This is a genomic window from Collinsella sp. CLA-ER-H10, assembly GCF_040092475.1.
Lineage (GTDB): Bacteria > Actinomycetota > Coriobacteriia > Coriobacteriales > Coriobacteriaceae > Collinsella.
The window spans coordinates 221858-247794 of the sequence record NZ_JBBNLM010000001.1; the positions used below are offsets into that span (position 1 = coordinate 221858).

Below are 25937 nucleotides of genomic sequence, written 5' to 3' on the forward strand. Positions count from 1 at the left end.
TCCACCTTTGAGTGAGATTCAGAACTCGTCCATTTTCTCTCTTGACGATGTCAACGAGGAGGAGATGAACAACCTCATCGACGGTACGATTACCGACTTTGATGAGGGCGATCTCGTTAACGGCACTGTCGTTAAGATCGAGCATGACGAGGTGCTCGTTGACATCGGATTCAAGTCCGAGGGCGTTATCCCGGTCCGCGAGCTGTCCATCCGTAAGGACGCTAACCCTGCAGACATCGTTGCACTTGGTGATCCCATCGAGGCCCTGGTTCTCCAGAAGGAGGACAAGGACGGTCGTCTGGTCCTGTCCAAGAAGCGTGCCGAGTACGAGCGTGCTTGGAACCGCATCGAGGAGAAGTTCAACTCCGGCGAGAACGTCGAGGGCGAGGTTATCGAGGTTGTCAAGGGCGGCCTGATCCTCGACATCGGCCTGCGTGGCTTCCTGCCCGCTTCCCTCGTCGACCTCCGTCGCGTCAAGGACCTCACCTCTTACATGGGCACCCGCATCGAGGCCCGCGTCATCGAGATGGACCGCAACCGCAACAACGTCGTCCTCTCCCGTCGCGTCGTGCTCGAGGAGTCCCGTAAGGCCGAGCGCTCCGAGATCCTGTCCAAGCTCAAGTCTGGCATGCGTCTCCAGGGCACCGTTTCCTCCATCGTCGACTTCGGCGCCTTCGTCGACCTCGGCGGTATCGACGGCCTCATCCACATCTCCGAGCTTTCCTGGAACCACGTCAACCATCCTTCCGAGGTTGTCAAGGTCGGCCAGGAGGTCGAGGTCGAGGTTCTCGACGTCGATCTCAACCGCGAGCGCATCTCCCTGGGTCTCAAGCAGACCACCGAGGATCCGTGGCGCGCACTGGTCAAGAAGTACCCCGTCGGCGCTATCGTCGAGGGCACTGTGACCAAGCTTGTCCCGTTCGGCGCTTTCGTCGACCTGGGCGAGGGCATCGAGGGCCTGGTGCACATCTCCGAGATGGCCAACAAGCACGTCGACCAGCCTTCTCAGGTCACCCACGTGGGCGACAAGGTTCAGGTCAAGGTCATGGAGATCGACCTCGACCGTCGTCGTATCTCCCTGTCCATGAAGTCCGCTGCTGAGACTCTGGGCGTCGAGATCGAGGTCACCCCGCTGCCTTCCGAGAAGAAGGACGAGGAGACCGACGCCGAGTAAATCGGTTTGACGATCACTTGTTTTAAGGGATCCGTCCGCAATGGACGGGTCCCTTTTTGCATTTGTTGCTGAGGTACGCGATGCTGCCCGTGCGCAATGCTGTCCGGTCTGTCTGCTTGCTATTGGGTTGTCGGTGCATGAAAAAATGCCGACATCCCGCCTCGGGGAGGAGGCGGGAACGCACCGAGTAGACGGAGGGGTGCGGAGCGCGGTCGCGTCTCGACTGACGACGTTGCCCATCGACGATACTATTGTACTGCATAGCGTGGTTCTTGGTTTATCGTGTCGAACGCTTGTGTTGTGCCATTGCCTGTGACAACGGTGTGCTACACTCTTGCACTGCTGAGTGGGCCAGACGGTCGCGCGATGTGCTGCTTGCGGCACGCGTGAGGAAAGTCCGGGCTCCAGAGGGCGGGATGCCGGCTAACGGCCGGGCGGAGTGATCCGACGGAAAGCGCCGCAGAAAAGAAGACTCCCACCTGCGCCGCAAGGCGTAAAGGGAAAAGCTGAAACGGTGGTGTAAGAGACCACCAGCGTCGTGGCAACACGGCGGCTTGGCAAGCCCCATCCGGAGCAAGCGCGAATAGGAACGCTATGGGCCGGCCCGGTCCGCGTTCGGGTAGCGTGCGTGGAGCTGCACGGTAACGTGCAGACAAGATAAATGACCGTTCACGACAGAACCCGGCTTATAGGCCCACTCGGCACTTTGTTGACGCTGCGAACCCGTCAGCGCGGCAATCTGCCTTTCAAGCCTTCGGGCATGACCATAAGGTCAATGCCCTCGTCTTTCAAGGCACCTTGCTCGCGCTGACGGGTTCTCGCTTTCGTTTGCGGAATCATCGGCGGTTCCGTTCTTGGCATCTCGCTGTTTTTGCCTGGTCATTGGCGTTGCTGTTCTATTTACCGGGGTTATCGGTACGGCCTTTGCCGTATTATTGAGGCTGTTTGTTGCTTTGCTTGTTGTTGAGGGGCTTTGTTGGACAGCTATTTTACTCTGCAATCGAATATTGAGGCTTCGGGCGAGTTTGTGGACCGCAAGAGCCGGTTTATTGCCCAGCTGGTCCATATTGAGTCCGAGGATGAGGCGAATGCCTTTATCGAGATGGTTCGCAAGCGTCATTACGACGCTCGACACAATGTTCCCGCGTGGATTTTGGTCGATGGGCGCGAGCGTCAGAGCGATGATGGTGAGCCGAGCCGCACGAGCGGCATGCCGACGCTCGAGGTGCTGCGCGGTGCGGGGCTCAAAAATGTTTGCTGCGTGGTGACGCGCTATTTTGGTGGCACGCTGTTGGGGCCTGGTGGCTTGGTACGCGCCTATACCGCGGCGACGCAGGCGGCGGTGGCCGCGGCTCAGGAGGCAGGGCAGATCGTTGAGATGACAAGCGTCGTGCCGGTTGACGTGCATGTGGCCTATCCGCAGTATGAGCAGGTGCTTCGTTTGGCGCAGGATTCGGGTGCCAAGGTTTCGGATACCGATTTCGCGGATGCCGTGACACTTCACTTGGTGTTTAAGGCAGGGGAGCAGGAGTCGTTTTGCGCCAAGATGCGCGAGCTTATGGCGGGGCGCGAGGAGATTGAGGTCGGCGCTTCCGCATTTGCCGAGTTCTAACGGCGACGGCCGGCGTACTATTGGATGGATCCCAAGCGAGCCGGCCGTCGTTTTATGTTGCTGCCGTTTACTCTGCGAGCCGCTTTAGCACATCACAGGCGATTTCGACGGCATCGTCGATGCAGCCGGGGCAGCTGCGGAGCGGACCCTTGTCCGATCCGATGCCCTTGAGCGTGCCACAGACGGTTGTCGTGTTCTTCTCGCCAAAACGCTTGGCGATTTCGCGCGACAGCTTGTAGGTCTGGCCCTTAGTCTTGGGGTTTTCCATGCCGTCGCTCATTACAAACCCCATGATGGCCACGGCGCCCGAGATGGCGCCGCAGGTTTCGGTCATGCCGCCCATGCCGGCGCCAAAGCCCTCGGTGAGGGTAAAGGCGACCTGGGGGTCGAGTCCGACGGCAGGCGCGAGCGTGCAGGCGACGGCCTGCGCGCAGTTAAAGCCACGGGCGTGGTATTCGGCAGCTTGAGCCTGACAGGCGGTGATGTCGAGCTGGGCCGTATCGATTTGCTTCATCGTTGTCTCCTTGGTCACGGTGTACCCGCCTATGGTACCCGTGACGGGGCATGTAATCATCGAGAGCTTCATGTATGCCTCATTTTTATCTATCGAGCAAATGCCTAAGGCTTGAGATAAATACCCCTGATCAATTAGTCCAATAACCTATCTTGGTGATGGGTTGAGAGGGGTGCGGGGTAGCGGTATCGTGAACCGAATAAAACTAAAACCCAGGCAAGGGAGCTAGATATGAGCGAGCAGACCATCGGTACTACATGTGTTCAGGGCGGCTATCACCCGGGAGATGCCGAGCCGCGCCAGGTGCCCATCTACCAGTCCACCACGTGGAAGTACGACACGTCGGAGCACATGGGCAAGCTGTTTGACCTGGAGGAGTCGGGCTACTTCTACAGCCGCCTGCAGAACCCCACGTGCGATCTGGTTGCCGCCAAGATCTGCGAGATGGAGGGCGGCACTGCAGCGATGCTCACGAGCTCGGGCATGGCCGCGAACTTCCTCGCGATCTTTAACGTGGCCGGTGCTGGCGATCATGTGGTCGCTAGCTCTGCTATCTACGGCGGTACCTACAACCTGCTGGCTCATACCATGGAGCGTATGGGTCTGACCTGCACGTTCGTTGCCCCCGATTGCACCGACGAGGAGCTCGAGGCGGCCTTTGAGCCCAATACCAAGCTCGTCTTTGGCGAGACCATCGCCAATCCAGCCCTCGCCGTGCTCGATATTGAGCGCTTTGCCAAGGCCGCGCACGACCACGGCGTACCGCTGATGGTCGACAACACCTTCCCGACGCCCGTGATGTGCCGTCCCTTTGAGTGGGGCGCCGACATCGTCACGCACTCCACCACCAAGTACATGGATGGACATGCGGCCTACCTGGGCGGCGTGATCGTCGATCACGGTCAGTTTGACTGGATGGCCCATGCGGACAAGTTTCCGGGTCTCACCACGCCCGACGAGAGCTACCACGGCGTGACCTATGCCGAGAAGTTCGGCCGCGAGGGCGCCTTTATTACCAAGGCTACCGCGCAGCTCATGCGCGACCTCGGCCCCATGCAGAACCCGCAGGCGGCGTTCTTCCTGAACAGCTCGCTCGAGAGCCTGCACGTGCGTATGCCGCGCCATTGCGAGAACGGTCTGGCGGTCGCCAAGTTCCTGCAGGGCCACCCCAAAGTGCGCTTCGTGAGCTATCCGGGCTTAGAGGGCGACAAGTACTACGACATGGCTCAGAAGTACATGCCCAACGGTACCTGCGGCGTCGTGAGCTTTGGCTTTACCGGTGGTCGTGCGGCGGCCGAGACCTTTATGAAGAGTCTTAAGCTCGCCCAGATTGCCACGCACGTGGCCGATGCCCGCACCTGCTGCCTGCACCCGGCAAACGCCACTCATCGCCAGATGAACGACGAGGAGCTTATCGCCTGCGGCATCTCCGCCGACATGGTGCGCCTGTCGTGCGGCCTTGAGGACACGGCCGATCTGATTGCCGACCTTGAGCAGGCGCTCGAGCAGTGCTAGGCTAGCGTGCGTGCGAGGCGTGGGACGGCTTTTCGGCTGACGACGTCCTCATAGTTCCGATTCCGTAGGCGGGACCCCGATCGTGTCCGTTTGTAGGCGATTGGGGTCCCGTTTTTGCGTTGCACGATAGAAAGGATATACATGGAGAAAACTGCCGAGCAGCTGCGCCGCGAACACATTGCCCTAGAGGGCGACACCCACGGTAAGAATAAATGGGCGATTCTGTTCACCGTGCTCGTCATGACCTTTATGGCGTGTCTGGATGCGAGCATCGTGACGGTGGCGCTCCCAGTGATGCAAAAGGAGCTGGGGGTGGGTCTCGACCGCATTCAGCTCGTGAGCTCGGTGTATCTGCTCGCGACGTGCGTCGCCATGCTGCCGTTTGGCCGCTTGGGCGATGTGCGCGGCAAGGTGAATGTGTTCCAGCTTGGTGTAATCGTCTTTACGGGTGGCTCGTTGCTTTGCGGGCTTTCGGCTTCGCTCGAGGTGCTTATCTTGGCGCGTTTCGTGCAGGGCATTGGCTGTGCCGCCGCGATGGCCAACAATATGGGCATCATCACCGAGTCGTTTCCGGCGCGTGAGCGCGGCCGTGCCATGGGCATTCTGGCGACCTTTGTGGCTCTTGGCATGATGTGCGGCCCCGTGCTCGGCGGCGTGCTGGTGGCGAGCTTTCCCTGGGAGAGCATCTTCCTTATCAATCTGCCCATTGGCGTAATCTCGTTTATCGTGGGACTCTATACGCTGCCGCATGTGAAGCCGGAGGCTGGCGAACGCCCTATGCCGTTGACAGAGGCGGCGCGTCGCTGCTTTGCGAGCTCGGCTTTCACGATTAACCTGGCTTGCATGCTTATCGTGTTCGTGGGTATCGGCGCCTCCGAGTTTGTGCTGCCGTTCTACTTTCAGGATGCCCACGGCTTTAGCTCCGATATCTCCGGCCTGTTGTTTTTGGCGATGCCGGTCGTGAATGCCTTTGTGGGCCCGCTTTCGGGCTCGGTGTCCGACCGTGTTGGTTGTGAAGCGCCCACGGCCGTTGGCCTGGGCGTGTACGTGTGCGGTCTCTTTGCGGTGAGCACGCTTGACGAGCACTCTTCCATCTTGATGATTGTGTGCTGCGTCGCGTTTATGTCGTGCGGTACGTCGATTTTCCAGAGTCCCAATAACTCGCTGTATATGGGCTCGGCTCCGCGCGAGGCACTTGGCTTTGCAGGTAGCTTGGGCAGCTTGGCGCGCTATGCGGGCATGGCGCTGGGTATTACGGCAGGTTCGCATATCCTCTATGGGCAGATGAGCGTGGCGATGGGCGAGGCCGTGACCAGTATTGTTGCAGGCCGTCCGGATGTGTTCCTGTTCGGCTTTCGCTCGGTGTTCTACGTGCTTATGGCTGTGGCCGCTGTGGGCTTTGCGCTCGCCATGGTGCGTTTGGTGAAGATGCGCGCCCGCCATTAGTGCGTTGGGAGGCTGTCTGCCACGATTTGCGTTGTCCCAAAAAGACTGGTTTGTGGTGCGATGCGGCTTGTGGGGCGGGCGGGGGTCGGTCCGTGGTAGACTATCGAACAACGTTTATTAATCGCGCGGTATCGTTGCCGCGAGAAGGGGTTGCGCCATGCAGGAGCTTGAGGATCGTATTCGCCATGACGGCATCGTAAAGGCCGGTAACGTCCTTAAGGTTGATGCCTTCCTCAACCACCAGTGCGACGTTGAGCTGTTCGACCACATGGGCGCCGAATGGGCCCGTCTGTTCGAGGGTGTCGAGATCAACAAGATCCTGACGATTGAGGCTTCGGGTATTGGTATGGCCTGCATCGCAGCTCAGCATTTTGGCGGCGTGCCGGTGGTCTTTGCAAAGAAGGCCCAGTCCATCAACCTTGACGGCGAGCAGTATGCCACGACCATCTATTCCTTTACCAAGCAGAAGGAGTACCCGGTCATTGTCGGCAAGCGCTTTCTGTCCGAGGGCGATAAGGTCCTGATTATCGACGACTTCCTGGCCAACGGCTGCGCGCTTGAGGGCCTTATTAAGATCTGCGAGGCTGCGGGTGCCGAAGTTGCCGGCATTGGCATTGCCGTTGAGAAGGGCTTCCAGGGCGGCGGCGATAAGCTCCGTAAACGCGGCTTCCGCGTTGAGAGCCTGGCCCGTATCGCCGATATGGACTGCGAGAACGGCGAGATCACCTTCGCCTAAGCGCGCAACACAAGCGATTGGTATGCGATGTGACAAAGGGACTGTCCCTTTGTCACATTTTTTGTATGAGGGGAGGTGCTGATATGGATGAGAACAAGATGGGATGGCGTGAGTATGCGCGCTATGCCGAGATGTCGGTCGAGGAGCTGGCGCGCGATTGCGAGGTACAGGTGTTTCGCGCGACGGGTCCGGGCGGGCAGGGCGTGAACACGACGGACTCTGCGGTGCGCATGAAACATGGGCCCACGGGGATTGTCGTGACGGCGCGTGAGAGCCGCAGCCAGTTTCAGAATCGCGCGAGCTGCCTGCGTAAGCTGCGCGCTGAGCTTGAGCGTCGCGGGCGTCCACCGCGTCGACGCGTAAAGACCAAGGTGCCTCAGCGCTCTCGCCAGCGCAGGCTTAATGACAAGCACTTCAACGCCATTAAAAAGGCCAACCGTCGCAAACCGGGCAGCGACGAATAGCCTCCTCATAAGTTGCGGTGAAATAGGGACTGTTTTGCGGCTTTAGATGCATAAACAGTCCCTATTTCACCGCAACTTAGGTGGGGTTAGCGGGTGGGGTGCCAGACGTGGAGGGCGCCGGCGAGGATGTCGACCTCGATGCGCGAGGCGACAACGGGCTCGCCGTCGGCCTGGATGGGGTAGTCGGGCTCCTCAAGGGTGAGCTCGGCATGGCGACAGCGGCACATGCGAACCGGTGGCAGCTTGGTATGGTGGCCATCTTTGGCCGAAAGGAACATGGGAAGCGCGACCGCGCGCGGAACGGGGCCGCAGGCGTAGCAGACGTCGAGTATGCCGTCGCACGGGTCGGCGTCGGGGCAGATGCGATAGCCCGAACCATAGGTGGGGCCCAGCTGAATCGCCATGATAATCGCCCGCACGCGCTCGGCGGGCGCACCGTCAAAGCTCACCGTCATGGGATAGTTGCGGTAGCGCAGGCCAAACTGCTCAAGGCCCGAGAGGGTGTAGAGCGGAGCGCCGGCGAGGCCCGTCTTTTTGCGCAGCTCGGTGGTGCCAAGGCCGATGGCGGCATCGATGCCGACCGAAAGCGTCTGGTCGTAGTACTCAACGGTAGCCTCGCCGCTGCCGCTCGCAGGGCTCCACGAGCGAATGCGCCCGATGTCCTGACGCTGCAGCTCGCAGGTGAGCAGCGCGCCAAAATCCTTACCGGAGAAATCGTCGATGCCGAGCGTTTGGGCAAAATCGTTGCCAGAGCCCACGGGTAGGACGGCAAGAGCGGGGCGGGCGTCCTCCTCTTGCGCCATAAGTCCGTTGACGACCTCGTGGATCACGCCGTCGCCGCCAAGAGCGATAACGGTGCGATAGCCCTCGACCTGTGCGGCCAGCTCCTTGGCGTGTCCCATGCGCTCGGTCAGCACCAGGTCAAACTGGGATGCGCGCGCGGTCATATCCAAAAAGCGTTGCAGGCGCTCGGCAACTTCGTGCGCCGCACCCGACTGGGCGGCTGGGTTGGCGATGATGAGCGTGCGGCCAAAATCAGTTGCGTGCATGGGGCGACTCCCGGCGTATGACGTGACGGTGCGGTCGCGCTCAGGTCGAATTGCCCCCGATTGTGGCTGCACGTCGAATACTTACGTCTACTCTATCAGGTCGTTGTGGCGCTCGATAGCATCCGCTACCGTACCGCCCTCATCTACAATAAGCGAACGGCGCTTGGGCGAGATGATGCGCTGGGCGGGGTACACGCCGCGGTGTCCGGCGGTTAGGTAGCTGATAAAGGCCACGATGACAAAGAACCCGGCTGCCGTGCCGTGGAACAGGTCGATGGCCATCATACAGGTGGTGATGGGCACGTTGAGGCCGGCGCAGAACACGCCGAGCATGCCCAGCGCTGCCAGAAAGCTGGGGTCGATTCCGACGAGGCAACCGATCCAGCCGCCGAGCGCCGCACCGATACCAAACAGGGGCGTGACCTCGCCGCCTTGGAAGCCGGCGCCCAGGGTGAGCGCTGTGACGACCAACTTGATGGCTGCGTCCGCCAGGGTGGTGTTGCCGGCAAATCCGGCGCCGGAAAGCCACGTGGAAAGGCCGGCGTAGTTCCAAGCGTCGAGAAGGGCATAGGCGGCCAAAACCACGAGTGCACCTATGAGTGCGCGAATAAGATAATTGGTGATAAAGCGACCGTACAGGCTCTTGACGGTTCGAACTGACCAGGCAAAGAGGCGTGCCGTCAGACCGAAGATAATGGCGCTGATAACAACGATGACAACCGTCCGTGGTGTCATGTTGGGAACGCTGGCGATAACATTCGCCTCGTACTCGGTACCTAGGGCGAGTGATGTAAAGTAGCCGGTAAACGAGGCGACCAGGCAGTAGATGCCCGCGGTGTAGTCGATCTTGCCGATAAAGCACATCTCCATGCCAAAGAAAGCCCCGGCAAGGGGCGAGCCGAATACGGCGCCAAAGGCCGACGAGATGCCGGCGAGCATGAGGTCGTGGTGGTCATGCTTTTTGAGGTGGGCGAGGCTCGAGATGTTGCTGGCGATGGTGCCGCCAATCTGCACCGCGGCTCCCTCGCGACCGGCCGATCCGCCCGTTAGGTGCGTGAGCGTGGAGCAGACGAAGGTGAGGACGGCCATGCGCATATGGATGAGGCGTGTGCCCAGAGCGGAGTCGATGACCAGGTTGTTACCGCGTTTGGCGGCAAGACCGTGGTTTTTGTACACCCATGCGGTGGCAACGCCCACAACGGGAAGCAAGGCGTAGACCCACACATGGTGCTCGCGATAGTCGGTGGCGATATTCAGCGAGGCCAAAAACGCCCAAGCGGCAACGCCCATGGCGAGCGAGACAATGACGACGAGCGCGAGCAACTTGGCGCTCGCGAGTAGGTTGCGGGCGTTGCGGCGCGTGTCGGCAGCCAAGAGATGCTCGGAGCGGGTAAGTTTATGCCTGCCTGCCGTGATGACGTCGTTCAGGGAGAAAAAGCCGCCATCGTCGAGCGGCTGGGAATGATCCTGCGTTTCGTTTGCGCTTTCGGGTTTGTCGTTATGAGCCATACGTTCCTCTTTTAGGTTGCAACGCAAGCATTATAAAACGCGGCAAACGCGACGAGCCGGTGGGTTGGTTTCCATTCTGTTTCGCGGCTTGCGGCCGACAGGTGTATTTACTGGTACAGGCCGAGTCGCGGTCGTGCGACGGGGGATTATACTGAGACAAGCATAAAGAATCGGCGCCCCCGTTGTGCGCCGTGGCATTAAGAGGTGCATATGGCAGAGAAACTCATTCCGCTGGATGACGCACAGTCGATTGTCCTGTCGCACGTTGCTCCGACCGATCTCGTCGAGATTCCCGTGTGGCAGGCCGCCGGTCTTCCCCTGGCCGAGGACGCGGTGGCCGATACCGACATCTCGCCGTTTGCCAACAGCGCTATGGACGGATATGCCGTGCGCTCGGCGGACTTGGCGCAGGCATCTGGCGAGGCGCCGGTGACGCTCGATGTTATCGGACATGAGGCCGCGGGTCATGTGTTTGGGGACGCAATCGGCGCGGGCGAGACGGTCCGCATCATGACGGGCGCGCCGGTGCCCGAGGGTGCCGATGCCGTGGTGAAGTACGAGATCGTCGATGTGCTCGACGGTGACGGCAACGAGGGCTCGCGTGTGAGGTTTTCGGCGCCGGCCAAGGTGGGGGAGAACGTTCGCTCTGCCGCCGAGGAGGCCCATGCCGGCGAAGTCGTGATGCGTGCTGGTGAGGTTGTGACTCCGGCGGGCGCCGGCTTGCTGGCAAGCGCCGGATACGCGAGCGTGAAGGTGCACGCTGTCCCACGTGTGGGCATCATCTCGCTGGGCACGGAACTGGTCGCACCGAGTAAGGTACCGGCGCGCGGTCAGATTCGCGATTCCAACTCCTCGGCGCTGATGGCCGAGGCGCTCGATGCCGGCGCCGAGCCCGTGTTCTACGGTATTGCGCCCGACGATGAGCGGGCGATTGGCGAGCTGGTGCATCGCGCCACGCGAGAGTGCGATTTTGTCATTACGAGCGGCGGCGCCTCGGCGGGCGATTACGACTACGTGACGGCGCTCGTCCGGCGCGAGGGCGTGGTGCTGTTCGATCGCATCTCGATGCGTCCGGGCAAGGCCATCACGTTTGGCTTACTCGGGGGCAAGCCCTACCTAGGGCTTTCAGGCAATCCGGCCGCGGCGTATGTGGGCTTTGAGATGCTTGCCCGTCCGGCGATTCGCAAGATGCGCGGCTTTGCCGAGGGCGTGCGTCCCGTGCAGCAGGCGACGCTCACGCACGGCGTGAAAAAGCGCCAGGACCGACGCTTCTTCGATCGCGCCACGGTTTTGCGCGACCCCGAGACCAGTGAGCTGTTGGTGACCGAGGCCAAGACGCAGAATTCGGCGCTGCTCGGCACGATGCAGCGGTCCAACTGCCTGCTGCGTATTGACGAAGGACCGTGCGAGCTCAAGGCGGGCGACGTCGTGGATGTCGTGCGTGTCGACCTGCCCGAGGGCACGGTGTTGTAGGAGGAAGACTATGGAGTTGAAGATTTCGATCGTGACGTGCTCGGATACGCGTGATCTTGCTCAGGACGAGGCTGGAGCCGCACTCGAGGAACTTATCGAGGCGCAGGGCTGGACGGTCGTCTCACATGTGGTCGTGCGCGACGACGCCAGCGAGATCGGTGATGCCATTGTGGAAGCTGCCGATGAGTGCCACGCCAATGTCGTGCTCACCTGTGGCGGCACGGGACTTTCGATGCGCGACGTGACGCCCGAGGCGACGCGTGCCGTCTGCGACCGCGATGTGCCGGGTATTGCAGAGGCAATCCGCGCGTACTCCATGACCAAGACGCGCCGCGCTATGCTCTCGCGCGCCGTGTGCATGCAGCGTGGGCATACGCTTGTCATCAACTTTCCGGGATCCACGAAAGCGGCCCGCGAAAGCTGGGAGGCCGTGAGCGATCAGCTGGAGCATGCGGCCCAAATGACGGCGGGCGGCGGACATACCAAATAAGCGGTTTACCTGCGGCGGGGCGACCTGAACGGCTGCTCCGCCTTTGTTTTCCGCCGAAGCGACGCCGAGGTGCACGGCAACTCGAAACTATATTCTCTAGCGAGAATAATTTCTCATTATCATTATTCGCGCGGAAGTATAATCTAGTAACAGAATAAAGCCTGCGGCGGGGTGCCCGGGCATAGCGTTCGAAAGGGTTGAATATGTTCGATATGGTTTCACGCCGCGGTTTTGTCTCGCTTTCTGCTGCCTCTGCCGCCGGCCTTGGCCTTGCCGGCTGCTCGGGCAACAAGACGTCCGAGCCCGCTGGTTCCGATGCCGGCTCCGTCAAGTCTTCCTCTAAGAAGAAGGCTGTCGAGCTGCAGGTCTTTGCCGCTAACTCGCTCGAGAAAGCTCTGCCCGAGGTTCAGGAGCTCTACACCGAGCAGACCGGCACCACGTTTGCCGACACGCAGTTTAAGGCGTCTGGCGACCTTGTCGAGCAGATGCGCGCCGGTGCCGCCGTCGACGTGCTCATCACGGCCTCCAAGGGCACCATGGACGACGCCGAAGCCGCCGAGCTCGTCGATGCCGACACACGTGAGGATATGTTCGTCAACGACCTCGTGATCATCCGCGCCGAGGGCTCTGACACCAAGGTCGAGGCCATCGCCGACGTCGCGAATCTGGACGGCAAGATCGCCATTGGCGACGCCAAGACCGTCCCCGCCGGCAAGTACGCCAACCAGGCCCTGGCTTCCGTGGGCCTCTACACCGGCACCGAGGGCGACGACGGCGAGTATGCTCCCGAGATCGCCGACAAGGTCGCACTGGCCGATAAGGTGGGCACCGCCGCCGCTTATGTGTCCACAGGCGACTGCGTGGCCGGTTTTGTCTACAGCTCCGACATCTTCCGCTACGACGGCATCGAGGAGGCCTTCGTGTGCCCCGAGGATTCGCACAAGCCCATCGTGTACCCGGGCGCCGTTGCCGAAAGCTCCGAGCATGCCGACGAGGCCAAGGCGTTTATCGACTTTTGCCTGTCCAACAAGAAGGTTCAGAAGATTTGGGCTAAGTACGGCTTTGAGCTTTCCGCGTAGTGCGGCTTGGCGCGATAATTCCATCGTTTTGTGTTTCACTCCGTCCTTGTATTCGCTTGGAGCTTTTCGTGCTTAATAGATTCCGCATGCTTGTCGCCTGCGCTTTGACCTTCGCGCTTTGCTGGGTGCCGGGATTTGCGTTTGCTGGGAACGCTGAGGACGGGGCCCAGGTTGCTGCGACCGCTCATGGGCTTTCCTATGGGATCGAGGGTTTTGAGCGGTTGGCCAAGGGGACCGCTCGTGACATGGAGGGCCAGCCTGAGGGCTACCGGTTTCCCGTTGACGAGGACGTGGACCTTGTAGCGGCGCTCGCTGCCGACCGCGTTGTGGTGTGGATATCGCCCAAGGCGGTCGAGAAGTATGGATTGGATCCGCAGGATAACGAGTCCGTATCGGGTCTCAAGGCCCTCGTCTGTGAGCTCGACAGCGCAAACTGCATGGGAGGCGCGCAGCTAGGGGACGTGGATCTCCCTTGGTATGTCACGGCGGAAACAACGTTTGATGCCGGCGGGTATACCTATGGCTTTGACGAGCGCGGTGCGGATGGGGACCGCTATGTGGTGATTGCATCAGCCTCGGGTGATGCCAAGGGCGGCGCGCGTTGGCTTGATAGCGCTCAAATGGTAGAGGCATCGTCTGTCGTGTTGCGGGATGAGCAGGGCCCCTTGGCCTCTCTGGCCTCCTTATTGGGCGGCATCGACTATCGCCCGTTTTGGGTGTCCATAAAAACGAGCGGCCTTGCCCTGGTGATCGCGTTTGCGCTGGGCCTGTTTGCCGCGTGGAAGACCATGGGTACCACGAGCCGCGTGAAGGGTTTGCTCGATTCGGTCTTTACCATCCCTATGGTGCTGCCGCCCACGGTCTGCGGCTTTTTGCTCCTCATGCTGTTTGGCCGCTCGACCGGGGTGGGCCAGTGGCTGATCGCACACGGCATCTCGATCGTCTTTACGTGGCCCGCGGCGGTCATTTCGGCCGTCGTCGTGTCGTTTCCGCTGGTTTACCGCACGGCGCTCGGAGCCTTCGAGAGTCTTGACGCGCAGATGCTCGACGCCGCGCGAACCCTGGGATGGTCCGAGCGTCGCATCTTTGCCAAGCTCATGATGCCGCTTGGCTGGCCCTCGATTGCCGCCGGCACGGTGCTCGCCTTTGCCCGCGCGATGGGCGAGTTTGGCTGCACCCTGTTCTTTGCGGGCAACTACGCCGGTATTACGCAGACCATTCCCATTGCGATTTACTTTGAGTGGATGGGCGGCAATACGTCGGTGGCCCTCTTTTGGGTCGTGGTCGTAATCGCGTTCAGCTTCCTGGTCATTCTGTTCATCAATATGTACACGGCGCATTCGCAAAAGTATCGCGAACGTGGCCTTTCCCGTGCGGAGCGCAAACAGGCCAAAGGTCTCGCCGGACAGGGCGATTCGCTCGACCCAGTCGGCGGCGATGCGCTGCGTATCGATCGCGAGGCGCTGGCCGAGCTCATGCGTGATGATGCGGCGCCGCGGGGAGGTCGATAAGCTATGTCGCTCGTTTTGGATATTAAGAAACGTTATCCCGGGTTTGTGCTCGACATGCAGCTTGAGGCCGGCGAGGAGCGCGTGGCCCTGCTGGGCGCCTCGGGTTGCGGCAAGAGCTGTACGCTGCGCTGCATCGCCGGTGTGGAGACGCCCGACGAGGGCAAGATTGTCGTCAACGGCGTGACCTTTTTTGACTCGGCGGCGGGCATCAACCTGTCGCCCCAGGCGCGCAAATGCGCTCTGCTGTTCCAAAACTATCAGCTGTTTCCTAACATGACAGTGGCCGATAACGTATGCGCCGGTGTAAAGGACGCGGGTGACGCCGCCGCGCGCAAAAAGCTCGCCGAGCGCTATCTGAGCATTTTCGGTCTGGCCGATTTTGTCGACCGCTATCCCGCACGACTCTCGGGCGGGCAGCAGCAGCGCGTGGCGCTTGCCCGCATGGTGGCGGCGCATCCGGGCATTTTTATGTTCGACGAGCCCATGAGCGCACTCGATTCCTATCTTAAGAGCGCCCTCGAGCAGAACATGCTCGACCTGTTCGATGTGTGCAACCGCACCGTACTCTACGTGAGCCACGACATCGACGAAGCGTGCCGCCTGTGCCAGCGAATCTGCGTGATGCACGACGGGCATGTGGAGGAGATCGGCTCCGTCGAGGACGTGGTTCGCCGCCCGCAGACGCTGGCGGCGCTGCGCCTGACGGGCTGCAAGAACACAAGCCGGGCGCGCAAGATCGGCGACGAAGAAGTTGAGGCCCTCGACTGGGGCATGACCTTCAACGTGGGCCGCGAGGTTCCCGATGACGTGGCATACCTGGGCATTCGCGCAAGCTACTTCCATGTGGACAACCGTGCTGAGCGGGGTCGTAACAGCTACGACCTGCATGTGGCCCGAGTGAGCGATTCGCGCTTTGAGCGGCTGGTGCTGTTAGACGTGCCGCGTGCTGATGCGCCCACGCGTCTGCAGTGGAAGGTCAACAAGGTGAACGTAGCTGTCGACGAGCTGCCGCAAGCAGGCGAGACGCTGCGCATGCACTTCGATGCGAATAAGATTCATTTGGTTTGTCGGTAGCGCCGGGTAATGCCGTCGGGGATATAAGCCCCGGCGGCTTTGTCTTGCTGTTTGCCGAATGGGGGATGACAAACTCTTATCAATCAAGATAATTATTTATTAAACGACGGTACACGACGCTGTCGTACGAATGTCGGCGGTGTTCGTCTGGACGACAACCGTTGATATAGTTACCTTCGACGAGAAAAGGAGGGCGCGCCGATGCCGCATAAGACATATTCGCGTCGCGTTGCCGTGCGCGCCCTGTATATGGCTCGGAGCCGCATATGAGCAGGTATGTTCACGGCTCCGGGAGAGACGACGCACAGCTAAATAATCAGCTGCAAAGCAGGTTCCCCAAAATTCCGGGTTTGAGCACGGCTGGGTTTTCGCCACCCACCGTGCAGCAATACCGTAGTTATCCGTATTTGGTTCGAGAGGGGAACCGTCATGGCTGAAGAATTCGATTTCCATCCGATGTGGGAGAGCCTCGGCATGAATCTTGCCGACCACGACATGCTGCTGGGCGCCGTGGGCCAGATGTACGGCGATATGTTCCTGACGCAGAACAATCGCCCCAAGTCCACGTCCTACCTGGATTTTGTCGCCACCAACATCCACAGCGGCCGTATTAAGGAGATGCTCGACAAGAAGGAGGCCGGCGAGGCCACCAAGATCGTCGGCTCGTTCTGCGTGTACGTGCCCGAGGAGATCGTGCTTGCCTGTGACGGCATTCCCGTGGGCCTGTGCTCGGGTGCCGATTGGGCAACCGATAAGGTCGAGGAGCACCTGCCGCGCAACACCTGCCCGCTTATCAAGAGCTTTGCCGGCTTTAAGCTGGGCGAGGTCTGCCCCTACATTGAGTCGAGTGACCTGGTGGTAGGCGAGAACACCTGCGACGGTAAGAAGAAAGCCTACGAGTTCTTTGCCACGCAAAAGAACATGTACGTCATGGATATTCCCAACGTGCACGACGAGTCGACGCTCGTGACCTGGAAGGCCGAGGTCAAGAAGCTCGCCGCCAAGATCGAGGACGAGTGCGGCGTCAAGATTACGCCCGAGGGCCTGAAGGCTGCCATCCACGCCGTCAATGAGAAGCGCCGCGCCCTGCAGCGCCTCGCTGCGACCCGCGCTGCCGACCCTGCGCCCATCAGCGGTCTCGACAGCCTGCTGACCGTTCAGGCCGCCTTTATGGACGACACACCGCGTCTGACCGGAGCCATCAACGATATGGCGGCTGAGTGCGAGCAGCGTGTCGAGGCCGGCGAGGGCGTGGCACCCAAGGGGACCAAGCGCATCCTGTACACCGGTACGCCCATGGCCGTGCCCAACTGGAAGCTGTTCAACCTTATCGAGAAGGCCGGCGGCGTTGTGGTAGGCGAGGAGTCCTGCACGGGCTCGCGCTACTACAAGGACCTGGTCGACGAGTCCGGCGAGACGGTCGACGAGATGCTCGATGCCATCGCCGAGCGCTACTTTAGGATCAACTGCGCCGTCTTTACGCCCAACGACCAGCGTATGAAGGACATTGTCCAGATGGCCAAGGACCTGCATGCCGACGGCATCGTCGACGTGGCTCTGCAGTTCTGCACGCTCTACGAGATGGAGTCGTTTGCCGTGGAGAAGGCCGCCGAGGAGGCCGGCATTCCGTTTATGCACATCACGACCGACTACGCCGGCGAGGACGCAGGTCAGCTGCAAACCAGGATCGAGGCTTTCTTGGAAACCATTTAGAGCTATCCGTCTCGGCGGCTTCCCCAGGCACCCGGTCTTGCCGTTCAAACCGTCGCTTGCGTACCAAAGTACGCGGCGCTTCTCTTTCACGGCAACCTCGGGCACCTGGGAAAGCCGTTTCCTTGGTTGGTTAAAAGGTTTGTTAAGGAGCTATATGCCGGAATATATTGAGCAGCCGTTGCCGTCCACGTTTGAGGAGTTCAACGAGCAGCGCAAGGCGGCGTTTATTCGCGTCAAGGATTACAAGCAGGCCGGTAATCGCCTGATCGGTTTTCTGTGCAGCTACACGCCGCTCGAGATTATCGATGCCGCGGGCGCCTCGAGCGTGGCTCTGTGCGGTACGTCCGATGAGGTGATTCCCGAGGCCGAGAAGGTGCTGCCGGCAAATCTCTGCCCGCTCATCAAGTCGACCTATGGCTTTGCCTACTCGCAAAAGTGCCCGTTTACGTACTTTAGCGACATGATCATCGGCGAGACCACCTGCGACGGCAAAAAGAAGATGTACGAGCTGCTCAACGAGCTCAAGCGCACGCACATTCTGCATCTTCCGCAGGGTCGCGACCGTGCCTACGAGCGCGAGGGCTGGTACGAGGAGTGCTGCCTGCTCAAGGAGGAGCTCGAGGGCTTCTACGGCATCACGATTACCGACGATGACCTGCGCGCTGCCGTCCGTCGTCGCAACCGCTTGCGTGCGGCCCAGCTCGAGATGTTTGCGCTGCAGGCCAACCAGCCGGCGGCCATGAGCGGCGTCGACCTGATGAGCACCATGTTTGCCGGTACGTTCAGCTTTGATATCGAGGCCTATACGCAGCAGCTGGAGCAAAAGGTCGCCAAGCTGCGCGAGGCCTACGACGCGGGCGAGCGCCCGGTCGCGGCGGATGCCAAGCGCATTCTGATCACCGGCTGCCCAGTGGGTGGCGTAATCAACAAGATCGGTCGCACCATCGAGTCCAACGGCGGTGTGGTCGTGTGCATGGACGACTGCTCGGGTGAGCGCACGGCAGCCATGATGATCGACCCGGAGGCTCCCGATATCCTGCGCGCCATCGCCGACCGTTACCTGGACATCAACTGCTCGGTCATGACGCCCAACGACGGCCGTATGGAAAATACGCTGGCCATGTGCGAGAAGTACCATGTCGATGGCGTGGTAGAGAGCGTGCTACAGGCCTGCCACACCTTCAACGTTGAGAGCGCGCGCATGCAGGGGGCTGTCGAGGGTGTGGGTATTCCGTATATGAAGATCGAGACCGACTACAGCAACGGTGACATGGGCCAGATCGAGACTCGCATCGCCGCCTTCATCGAAACCCTCTAGCTTCCTCAGGCACCGGATCTTGCTCCTCAAACCGTCGCTTGCGTACCCAAAGTACGCTGCGCTCCTCTTTCGGGGCAATCTCCGGCACCTGAGAAACCTAGAGCTAAGGCGCCTGAACGCGCAGCTGTCTTTGATGTTTAGATTGGGAGAGAGCCATGATAGGGATCGGGATCGATATCGGGTCTACGGCGGCTAAGGCTGCTGTGGTCGACGGGGAGGGTTCGGTGGCGTGGACGTGCGTGCAGCCAACCGGGTTCTCCTCGGTCGATGCTTCCGAGCGGCTGCGCGAGGCGCTGGCAGCGGCCGGCTATGACGTGGCAGCCGACGATGTGCGTGTGGTCGCGACCGGCTACGGTCGTGTCGCCGTGCCCTATGCGCACAAGGTCGTGACCGAGATCACCTGCCACGGTACCGGTGCCGTGCGCCTGTTTGGCGATCACGGCACGGTGATTGACGTAGGCGGCCAGGACACCAAGGTCATTCAGCTTAAAAGTGGCCGCGTGGCCAAGTTTGCCATGAACGACAAGTGCGCCGCCGGCACGGGGCGCTTTTTGGAGATCATGGCCGATCGCCTAGGCATTTCCCAGCAGCAGATGGCTGACCTGGCGCGTTCCGGCGAGCCCACCAAGATCAGCAGCATGTGCACGGTGTTTGCCGAAAGCGAGGTTATCAGCCTGATCGGTCGCGGTGAGCCGCGCGAGAACATTGCGCGTGGCGTGATCGACAGCGTGGTCTCGCGCGTGGCGACCATGGCCGGGCAGGCCGCGGGCGCCCCGTACTACCTGACCGGTGGCCTGTGCGAGAACGCCTTCGTGGTGGAGCGGTTGGGCGAGCTGCTGGGGTCGCCGGTGACCACCTCGCCCCAGGCTCGCTTTGCCGGTGCCATCGGCGCGGCGATTCGCGCACAGGCGCTCAATTAATGCATCCGCCGCAGGCTCGCATTCATGCGTATACTGGGAGAAAATGATTGACCGATGAGAGGAGGTATCGATGGCTGACGATCAGATTAAGCTTACGTCTATGACTGCCGCGAGCGGTTGAGCCGCTAAGTTGGCTCCCGGAGCCCTCGCCCAGGTCCTGGGCGATTTGCCAAATGTGCATAACGACAACTTGCTCGTGGGGTTCGATACCTCCGACGATGCGAGCGTCCTTCGCGTCGGCGATAACCTGGGCCTCGTTCAGTCCGTCGACTTCTTCCCGCCGATGGTCGACGACCCGTTTCTGTTTGGCCAGATCGCCGCGGCCAATTCGCTGTCGGACATCTACGCCATGGGCGGGCGGCCGAGCCATGCCATGAACCTGCTGTGCATTCCCAGTTGCCTGGGCGTCGAGGTCGCAGGTCAGATTCTGGCGGGCGGCGCCGACAAGTGCGTCGAGGCGGGTTGCTCCATCGCGGGCGGCCACACCATCAACGACGACGAGCCCAAGTACGGCCTGTCCGTGAGCGGCTTTGTCGCGCTCGATCGTATGCTTGCCAATAGCGGCGCGCGCGTGGGCGACGTCCTGTTGCTGACCAAGGCGATCGGCTCGGGCATCATCACCACGGCCATTAAGGGCGAGCTTATCGAGCAAGATGAGGCCGCGGCCATGTTTGACTCGATGCGCACCCTCAACGAGGCTCCGATTCGTTTGGCCGAGGGACTTGAGCTTCACGGCTGCACCGACATTACGGGCTTTGGCCTGATCGGGCATGCGTGCGAGATGGCCGAGGGCTCGGGCGTGCAGATTGAGCTTGCGTCGGGGGCGGTGCCGCTCTTTGATCAGGTGCTTGACATGGCGCGTCTGGGCATTATCCCCGCGGGCTCCTACCGCAACCAGGACTTCTTTGGCCCGCGCGTGACAGCTGACGATGACTTGGAGCCGGGAATGCTGGATGCGCTGTACGATCCGCAGACCTCGGGCGGTTTGCTAATTGCGGCGCCCGCGGCGGATGTGGATGAGCTTGCGCGTCGTCTGCACGCTGAGGGGCGCGTTGCCGCCACAATCGGCCGCGTGTGCGAGCCGGTGCCGGGCGGTCCTGCTGTTCGCGTTGTTCGCTAACCCGCACGTTTATGTAACTGTTTACCGTTCTCTAGAACGGTTCTTTCGAAAGGAATTTACTATGTCTACCAAGATTGAAGTCAATGCCATGGGCGATGCCTGCCCGCTGCCCGTCGTCAAGACGCTCAAAGCTCTGAAGCAGCTCGATGGCGAGGGCACCGTCGTGACCTCGGTCGATAACGAGACCGCCGTCAAGAACATCTCCAAGATGGCGCAGGAGAAGGGTTGCACGGCCTCGGTCGAGAAGGTTTCTGACGCCGAGTGGCACGTGACCGTGGCGACCTCTGGCGCCGTTGCCGTGGCCGATCCCGAGCAGGATGGCGCTGTCTTCTGTAATGCCAGCGCCGGCAAGGGCAAGCTCGTCATTTCCGTCTACACCGACTGCATGGGCCGCGGCGACGATGAGCTGGGCCACAAGCTCATGAAGGCCTTCATCTTTGCCGTGACGCAGCAGGAGGAGCTGCCCGCGACTATGCTGTTTTACAACGGCGGTGCCAAGCTCACCGTCGAGGGCTCGCCGGTGCTCGATGACCTGAAGGGCTTGGCGGAGCAGGGTGTCGAGATTCTCACCTGCGGTACCTGCCTGGACCACTTTGGCATTAAGGACCAGCTTGCGGTGGGCGAGGTCACCAACATGTACGTGATCGTGGAGAAGATGGAGCAGGCCGTGCGCGTCGTGCGCCCGTAGCGTATTGGTTGGAGTTGCCATGAGGGAGAAGCGCCCGGCGCTTGTCATCACGTTTCCCACCACGGCGGCCGCCATGGGTTGCGAGTCCCTGTGCATCGAGCGCGGTCTTCCCGGGCGGACGATTCCCGTGCCCGGGGAGGTCGCTGCCGGCTGCGGTTTGGCGTGGAAGGCGTTGCCTGTCGATGAGGAGCTGCTGCGCGGCGAACTCGCCGCGGCGGGCGTTCCCACTGAGGGCTATACCGTGATTAATATGTGGGAGGTCGTGCGATGATCTACCTGGATAACGCGGCGACGACCATGCACAAGCCGCAGACGGTCATCGATGCCGTGACGCAGGCGATGTGCTCGCTCGGCAATGCTGGGCGCGGTGCCACCTCGGGTGCGCTCGATGCGGCACGTACCATCCACGGCTGCCGCGCCAAGCTTGCGCGCTTGCTGGGCTGCCCGCGTGCTGACCATGTTTGTTTTACGCCCAACTCCACCGCGGCGCTCAACACCGTCATCAATGGCGTGGTGCGCCCCGGCGACCGTGTGGTCACAACGGTGCTCGAGCACAACTCCGTACTGCGTCCGCTCAACCGCCTAGCGGCAGAGCAGGGTGTGACGGTTGAGCATGCGGGCTGTGATACCAACGGCGTGCTCGACTACGACGAGCTCGAGCGGCTTGTCACGCCCGGTACGCGTGCTGTGGTGGTGACGCACGCCTCCAATGTGACCGGCAACGCGGTCGACATTGCGCGCGTGGCTGCCATCGCGCATGCGGCCGGCGCGCTGGTGATCGTCGATGCTTCGCAGTCTGCCGGCACGGCGAAGATTGACATGGATGCCATGGGGCTCGACGTCGTGTGCTTTACCGGTCACAAGGGGCTCATGGGTCCGCAGGGGACCGGCGGCCTGGCCGTGGTGGAGGGCATTGACGTGGCTCCGTGGGCCATGGGCGGCACGGGCGTGCACAGCTTCGATGCGCTGCAGCCGCTTGGGTGGCCCACGCGCCTTGAGGCGGGCACGCTCAACGGTCATGGCATCGCGGGACTTTCCGCTGGTCTCGACTTTATCGAGGCCCAGGGTGGGGTCGAGGCGATTGCTGCCCACGAGCGTGCGCTCGCTGATCGCTTCCTTGCCGGTGTGCGCAAGATTCCGGGGATTAAGCTCTACGGTGCCTTTGACCAGCAGGCGCGCTCTGCGATTGTGTCGCTCAACGTAGCCGATATCGACTCTGCCGAGATCTCGGATGCGCTCATGCAAGGGTGGGGGATTTCGACGCGCCCCGGCGCCCATTGCGCCCCGCTCATGCACCGTGCGCTGGGGACCGAGCGCCAGGGCGTCGTCCGCTTCTCGTTTGGGTATTTCAACACTACCGAAGAAGTCGACACGGCTATCGATGCTCTGTGCGATTTAGCCTGCTAAAGCTGCTAGACCGTTTATACTTGCGGGACGGGTGTTTTTGCCCGTCCCGTTTTTGTTTCGACCCGAAAGGTGTGCATATGGCCTCATCCGCTCCGCGCGGTTTGCGCTCCGACCATGTCGTCACCGTCGGCATTGCGCTGTTTTCGATGCTCTTTGGCGCCGGTAACCTCATCATTCCGCCGTTGCTGGCACTTCAGGCCGGCACGGCCACGCCGCTTGCCATGATTGGCTTTTTGATTGCCGCCATCGGCCTGCCCGTCATGGGCTTTATCGCCGTCGCGCTCGCCGGCACGGCCCGCGAGCTGGCCGGGCGCGTGCATCCTAAGTTTGGTGAATTCTTCGTTGCGGCGGTCTACCTGGCCATCGGTCCGTGCCTGGCCATTCCGCGCACAAGCTCTACGGCGTTCGAAATGCTCGTGCCGCTGCTACCCGAGGGTGTTTCGCTTGGCACGGCACGTCTGGTGTTTGCCATCGGGTTCTTCGTCGTCGCGTTTGCGCTCACACTGCGCCCGGGTGTCATCACACGCGTGCTCGGCCGCATTACGGGCCCTGCGCTTATCGCGCTCATCGTGCTGGTTGTGGGTGCTGCCGTGATCTCGCCGCTGGGACCGGCTGCCGCGCCTCAGGCTCCCTACGATGCGGGCACTGCCGTGCAAGGCTTTTTGACCGGCTACCAGACCATGGACCTGCTCGCGTCGCTCGCCTTTGGCATTATCATCGCCGAGACCATTCACGAGCTGGGCGTTACCGACGACAAGCGCGTGGCCTTCGAGATTTCGCGTTCCGGTGTGATCGCCGGCGTGCTCATGGCCATCATCTACTGCGGCCTGGCGCTTGCCGGAATGCAACTCGGCACGGTTATGCCCGATGCCACCAACGGCGCCGCGATTCTTGCGCGTTCTGCCTCTATGCACTTTGGTCTTGCTGGCACGGTTGTCGTCTTTGCGATTTTCTTCCTCGCTTGCATGAACGTGTGCATCGGCCTTATCAGCTGCTGCTCACGCTACTTCTGCGAGACGTATGTGGTCGAAGGGGGAGCGGAGGCTTCCGAGGAGGCCATGCGCCGACCCTTCGCGATTCTCGCCTTTGTGTTCGCAGCGTTTTCGTGCGTGCTCTCCAACGTGGGTCTCGACGTGATCCTCATGTTCTCGGTGCCTATGCTCAATGCCCTGTATCCCGTTGCCATCGTGCTGGTACTTATGGGCCTGGTGCACGGCTTTTGCGACGCGCATTCGCAGGTATGGGTCTGGGTCGGCGGCGTTGTCGCGGTGCAGAGCGTGATCACCTCGGTTCGCGACGCGTTCTTTGCGGGCGCGTGGCTACCGTTTGATGCGCTGCCACTGGCAGATATCGGTGCCGCGTGGGCGCCGGTTGCCGTGGTTGCCTTTGTGATCGGTCTGCTCCATAGTCGTTTTGTCGCACATTCGAGGAGCTAGGGTTTCTGCGCTTGCACAGGCGGGGAGTCTCCCCTATAATTTCCTTCGCTTTGGGACACGCAAGGTTTAGACCTTAGCTGCTCAACACCTTCGGGACGTGGCGCAGTTTGGTAGCGCGCCTGCTTTGGGAGCAGGATGTCGCAGGTTCAAATCCTGTCGTCCCGACCATATCTTGCGGGCGTAGTTCAATGGTAGAACCCCAGCCTTCCAAGCTGATGACGCGGGTTCGATTCCCGTCGCCCGCTCCATAGGATAGTTTTAACGGCTTTGGCTCTATTTGGTGCCAGAGCCGTTTTCATATACATACCGGGGACCCCACATCCCCTCCTAAGTTGCGGTGAAATACGGACTGTTTTCCGGCTTTTATGGCCCATGTAGTCCGTATTTCACCGCAACTATTTGTAAGGTTGGATTTTGATGCCGTTGGGAGGGTCGTAGCGACCGTCTACCGAGAGTGGAAATATTTTTTGAAGCTCTGACCTGCGACGTCAAGCTTTTGGTCAGCTTTTGGCAAGGCCTGCGGACGGAAGCATGCGATAGCGTAATGGTATTCTCTCCGCCGTGATGGTTATGGGGTTGGCCATGCTCGATAAAGGCAAACATTTTCCGCAGTCATATGCAAGAATGCTATTCTCGGCCGTTGGAATTCATCAAGATGGACAGCTGCTTATAACAATTGATCCTTGGGATGAACGCCGTGCGCGTGAGCTTATGCAGGAAGAGCTCATGCTTCGTCTTTACAACCACGTGTATGCGGATCCGGTCTATTGGAATAATCTTGGGGTTGAAGATCGCATCTTTCAGCTGGCATCCGCTATTGCGGTCGTTGAACCGGATGCTGTGTTTTGCGGATCGACAGCAGCGCTGCTCTACGGCATCGGCTCGGCGTATACGCTTCTGGATAAAGTGCAAGTACTGCTGCCACGGTCTACAAGGCGTGATACGTATGAGTTCGTTGAATACAAGCGCTGGCGGGTGGGCGAAGTGTGGCGTCTCGGTCTGTTTACGCTGACGGATCCGTATCGAACGGTTGTTGATATCGCTCAAACGAGCGCCTTTCGTTATGCGCTGGGCTATGTCGATGGCTTGGCCCGTGAGTACGATGTCGAACGCGAAGAGCTGCGGGCATATGCGCAGGCAAATTGCCGAGGGTTGCATGGCATCGCGCGTGCTTTTGACGTTTTTGAGCATATGGATGGCAGGTCAGACAATGGCGGCGAGTCCGAGGCGAGAGCAGCGATGATTCTCGCTGGGGTTGCCGCGCCTGAGCTTCAAGTTGAGATACCGCGACCAGGAAACGCTGGCTATTATCTAGCAGATTATGGCTGGCAGATGCCAGACGGCTCATGGACGCTGGCAGAGCTGCATGGGCTGGGTAAGTTTGAAGACGAAGCTCAAAATGATCCGGAGCAAGCGGCGGCAAAAACCTATCGAGCGGCCCTCATGCGCGATGCGAACCTTCGCGCCATGGGCCACAACGTCATTCATTTCAAACTCTCGGACACCTACGAAGTAGAATCGTTCGGTGCCATGATGCGCGGTTACGGTATTCCGACAACAAAACCCTACGCCGACTCCCGATAGAGAAATCGTTCGCAGCCAACCTTCAATAAGTTGCGGTGAAATACGGACTATCGAGGCCTTTAAAGGCATGAAACAGTCCGTATTTCACCGCAACTTAGGAGGGGA

Annotated in this window: 22 protein-coding genes, 2 tRNA genes, 1 other RNA gene and 1 pseudogene; 23 read left to right on the forward strand and 3 right to left on the reverse strand. The window is 60.7% G+C overall.

The features are described from left to right. Positions 1–7: 7 nt before the first annotated feature. The 3 genes from rpsA to AAAX36_RS01030 all read left to right on the forward strand — a co-directional run bounded on the left by rpsA (position 8) and on the right by AAAX36_RS01030 (position 2786). Positions 8–1174 carry a 30S ribosomal protein S1 gene (gene rpsA / locus AAAX36_RS01020; protein WP_022095232.1) on the forward strand — a complete coding sequence of 389 codons (1167 nt, stop codon included), beginning with the start codon at positions 8–10 and terminating at the stop codon, positions 1172–1174. A gap of 343 nt (positions 1175–1517) precedes the next feature. After that, positions 1518–1879, forward strand: an RNA gene (gene rnpB / locus AAAX36_RS01025) — RNase P RNA component class A. A gap of 268 nt (positions 1880–2147) precedes the next feature. After that, on the forward strand, positions 2148–2786 hold the full coding sequence (locus AAAX36_RS01030; protein WP_349073707.1) for a YigZ family protein: 639 nt from the start codon (positions 2148–2150) through the stop codon (positions 2784–2786). 67 nt (positions 2787–2853) lie between these two features. Here AAAX36_RS01030 and AAAX36_RS01035 read toward each other — a convergent pair whose 3' ends face one another. Further along, positions 2854–3300 (reverse strand): C-GCAxxG-C-C family protein, encoded by a 447-nt coding sequence (locus tag AAAX36_RS01035; protein ID WP_349073708.1) that lies wholly within the window; start codon positions 3298–3300, stop codon positions 2854–2856. A gap of 231 nt (positions 3301–3531) precedes the next feature. On the opposite strand from AAAX36_RS01035, the gene AAAX36_RS01040 reads away from it, so the two are divergent. From AAAX36_RS01040 to AAAX36_RS01055, 4 genes and pseudogenes are all read left to right on the forward strand, one after another. Then, on the forward strand, positions 3532–4815 hold the full coding sequence (locus AAAX36_RS01040; RefSeq protein ID WP_349073709.1) for an O-acetylhomoserine aminocarboxypropyltransferase/cysteine synthase family protein: 1284 nt from the start codon (positions 3532–3534) through the stop codon (positions 4813–4815). Between the two features lie 141 nt (positions 4816–4956). Next, positions 4957–6261, forward strand: a complete 1305-nt coding sequence (locus AAAX36_RS01045; RefSeq protein WP_349073710.1) for an MFS transporter — start codon at positions 4957–4959, stop codon at positions 6259–6261. Positions 6262–6418: 157 nt separating this feature from the next. Further along, entirely contained in the window at positions 6419–6997 is a 579-nt protein-coding gene (locus AAAX36_RS01050) for a xanthine phosphoribosyltransferase (protein WP_055286127.1), read from the forward strand. 152 nt (positions 6998–7149) lie between these two features. Beyond that, a pseudogene (locus AAAX36_RS01055) lies at positions 7150–7461 on the forward strand (peptide chain release factor-like protein); the annotation flags it as partial. Between the two features lie 86 nt (positions 7462–7547). Here the strand turns inward: AAAX36_RS01055 and AAAX36_RS01060 are convergent. Both AAAX36_RS01060 and AAAX36_RS01065 read right to left on the reverse strand, forming a co-directional pair. Continuing rightward, positions 7548–8510, reverse strand: a complete 963-nt coding sequence (locus tag AAAX36_RS01060; RefSeq protein WP_161145481.1) for a diacylglycerol kinase family protein — start codon at positions 8508–8510, stop codon at positions 7548–7550. Between the two features lie 87 nt (positions 8511–8597). Further along, positions 8598–10019: a chloride channel protein gene (locus tag AAAX36_RS01065; protein ID WP_192923967.1), complete on the reverse strand. Its 1422-nt coding sequence runs from the start codon at positions 10017–10019 to the stop codon at positions 8598–8600. 210 nt (positions 10020–10229) lie between these two features. Between AAAX36_RS01065 and glp the strand changes: the two genes are divergently transcribed. From glp to AAAX36_RS01145, 16 genes are all read left to right on the forward strand, one after another. Continuing rightward, positions 10230–11492, forward strand: coding sequence for a gephyrin-like molybdotransferase Glp (gene glp / locus AAAX36_RS01070; protein ID WP_349073711.1), 1263 nt, complete (start codon positions 10230–10232; stop codon positions 11490–11492). Between the two features lie 10 nt (positions 11493–11502). Then, positions 11503–11982 carry a MogA/MoaB family molybdenum cofactor biosynthesis protein gene (locus AAAX36_RS01075; protein ID WP_022095222.1) on the forward strand — a complete coding sequence of 160 codons (480 nt, stop codon included), beginning with the start codon at positions 11503–11505 and terminating at the stop codon, positions 11980–11982. 203 nt (positions 11983–12185) lie between these two features. Then, entirely contained in the window at positions 12186–13061 is an 876-nt protein-coding gene (gene modA / locus AAAX36_RS01080) for a molybdate ABC transporter substrate-binding protein (protein WP_161145483.1), read from the forward strand. Positions 13062–13129: 68 nt separating this feature from the next. Then, positions 13130–14572 (forward strand): molybdate ABC transporter permease subunit, encoded by a 1443-nt coding sequence (modB, locus tag AAAX36_RS01085; RefSeq protein WP_238022730.1) that lies wholly within the window; start codon positions 13130–13132, stop codon positions 14570–14572. 3 nt (positions 14573–14575) lie between these two features. Further along, positions 14576–15646 (forward strand): ATP-binding cassette domain-containing protein, encoded by a 1071-nt coding sequence (locus tag AAAX36_RS01090; RefSeq protein WP_161145484.1) that lies wholly within the window; start codon positions 14576–14578, stop codon positions 15644–15646. A 429-nt stretch (positions 15647–16075) separates the two neighbouring features. Then, positions 16076–17359: a double-cubane-cluster-containing anaerobic reductase gene (locus AAAX36_RS01095; RefSeq protein WP_161145485.1), complete on the forward strand. Its 1284-nt coding sequence runs from the start codon at positions 16076–16078 to the stop codon at positions 17357–17359. 154 nt (positions 17360–17513) lie between these two features. Next, positions 17514–18677, forward strand: coding sequence for a double-cubane-cluster-containing anaerobic reductase (locus tag AAAX36_RS01100; protein WP_349073712.1), 1164 nt, complete (start codon positions 17514–17516; stop codon positions 18675–18677). 155 nt (positions 18678–18832) lie between these two features. After that, complete coding sequence (locus AAAX36_RS01105) at positions 18833–19597, forward strand: acyl-CoA dehydratase activase (protein WP_055286143.1); 765 nt, start codon at positions 18833–18835, stop codon at positions 19595–19597. Positions 19598–19667: 70 nt separating this feature from the next. Next, positions 19668–20717: a selenide, water dikinase SelD gene (gene selD / locus AAAX36_RS01110; protein WP_161145488.1), complete on the forward strand. Its 1050-nt coding sequence runs from the start codon at positions 19668–19670 to the stop codon at positions 20715–20717. 61 nt (positions 20718–20778) lie between these two features. Beyond that, positions 20779–21405 (forward strand): sulfurtransferase-like selenium metabolism protein YedF, encoded by a 627-nt coding sequence (gene yedF, locus AAAX36_RS01115; RefSeq protein ID WP_161145489.1) that lies wholly within the window; start codon positions 20779–20781, stop codon positions 21403–21405. Positions 21406–21424: 19 nt separating this feature from the next. After that, the gene (locus tag AAAX36_RS01120) at positions 21425–21676 is read left to right on the forward strand and encodes a DUF3343 domain-containing protein (protein WP_161145490.1); all 252 of its coding nucleotides are present in this window, start codon (positions 21425–21427) and stop codon (positions 21674–21676) included. Beyond that, complete coding sequence (locus tag AAAX36_RS01125; protein WP_349073713.1) at positions 21673–22812, forward strand: aminotransferase class V-fold PLP-dependent enzyme; 1140 nt, start codon at positions 21673–21675, stop codon at positions 22810–22812. Before AAAX36_RS01120 ends, AAAX36_RS01125 begins: the two co-directional genes overlap by 4 nt. Before the next feature lie 77 nt (positions 22813–22889). Beyond that, a complete protein-coding gene (gene brnQ / locus AAAX36_RS01130) occupies positions 22890–24248 on the forward strand; it encodes a branched-chain amino acid transport system II carrier protein (protein WP_349073714.1) in 1359 nt (452 codons plus the stop codon). Between the two features lie 91 nt (positions 24249–24339). Next, positions 24340–24416, forward strand: a tRNA-Pro gene (locus AAAX36_RS01135). Positions 24417–24422: 6 nt separating this feature from the next. Then, a tRNA-Gly gene (locus AAAX36_RS01140) sits at positions 24423–24496 on the forward strand. A gap of 334 nt (positions 24497–24830) precedes the next feature. Continuing rightward, the gene (locus AAAX36_RS01145) at positions 24831–25832 is read left to right on the forward strand and encodes a hypothetical protein (RefSeq protein WP_349073715.1); all 1002 of its coding nucleotides are present in this window, start codon (positions 24831–24833) and stop codon (positions 25830–25832) included. Positions 25833–25937: the final 105 nt, after the last annotated feature.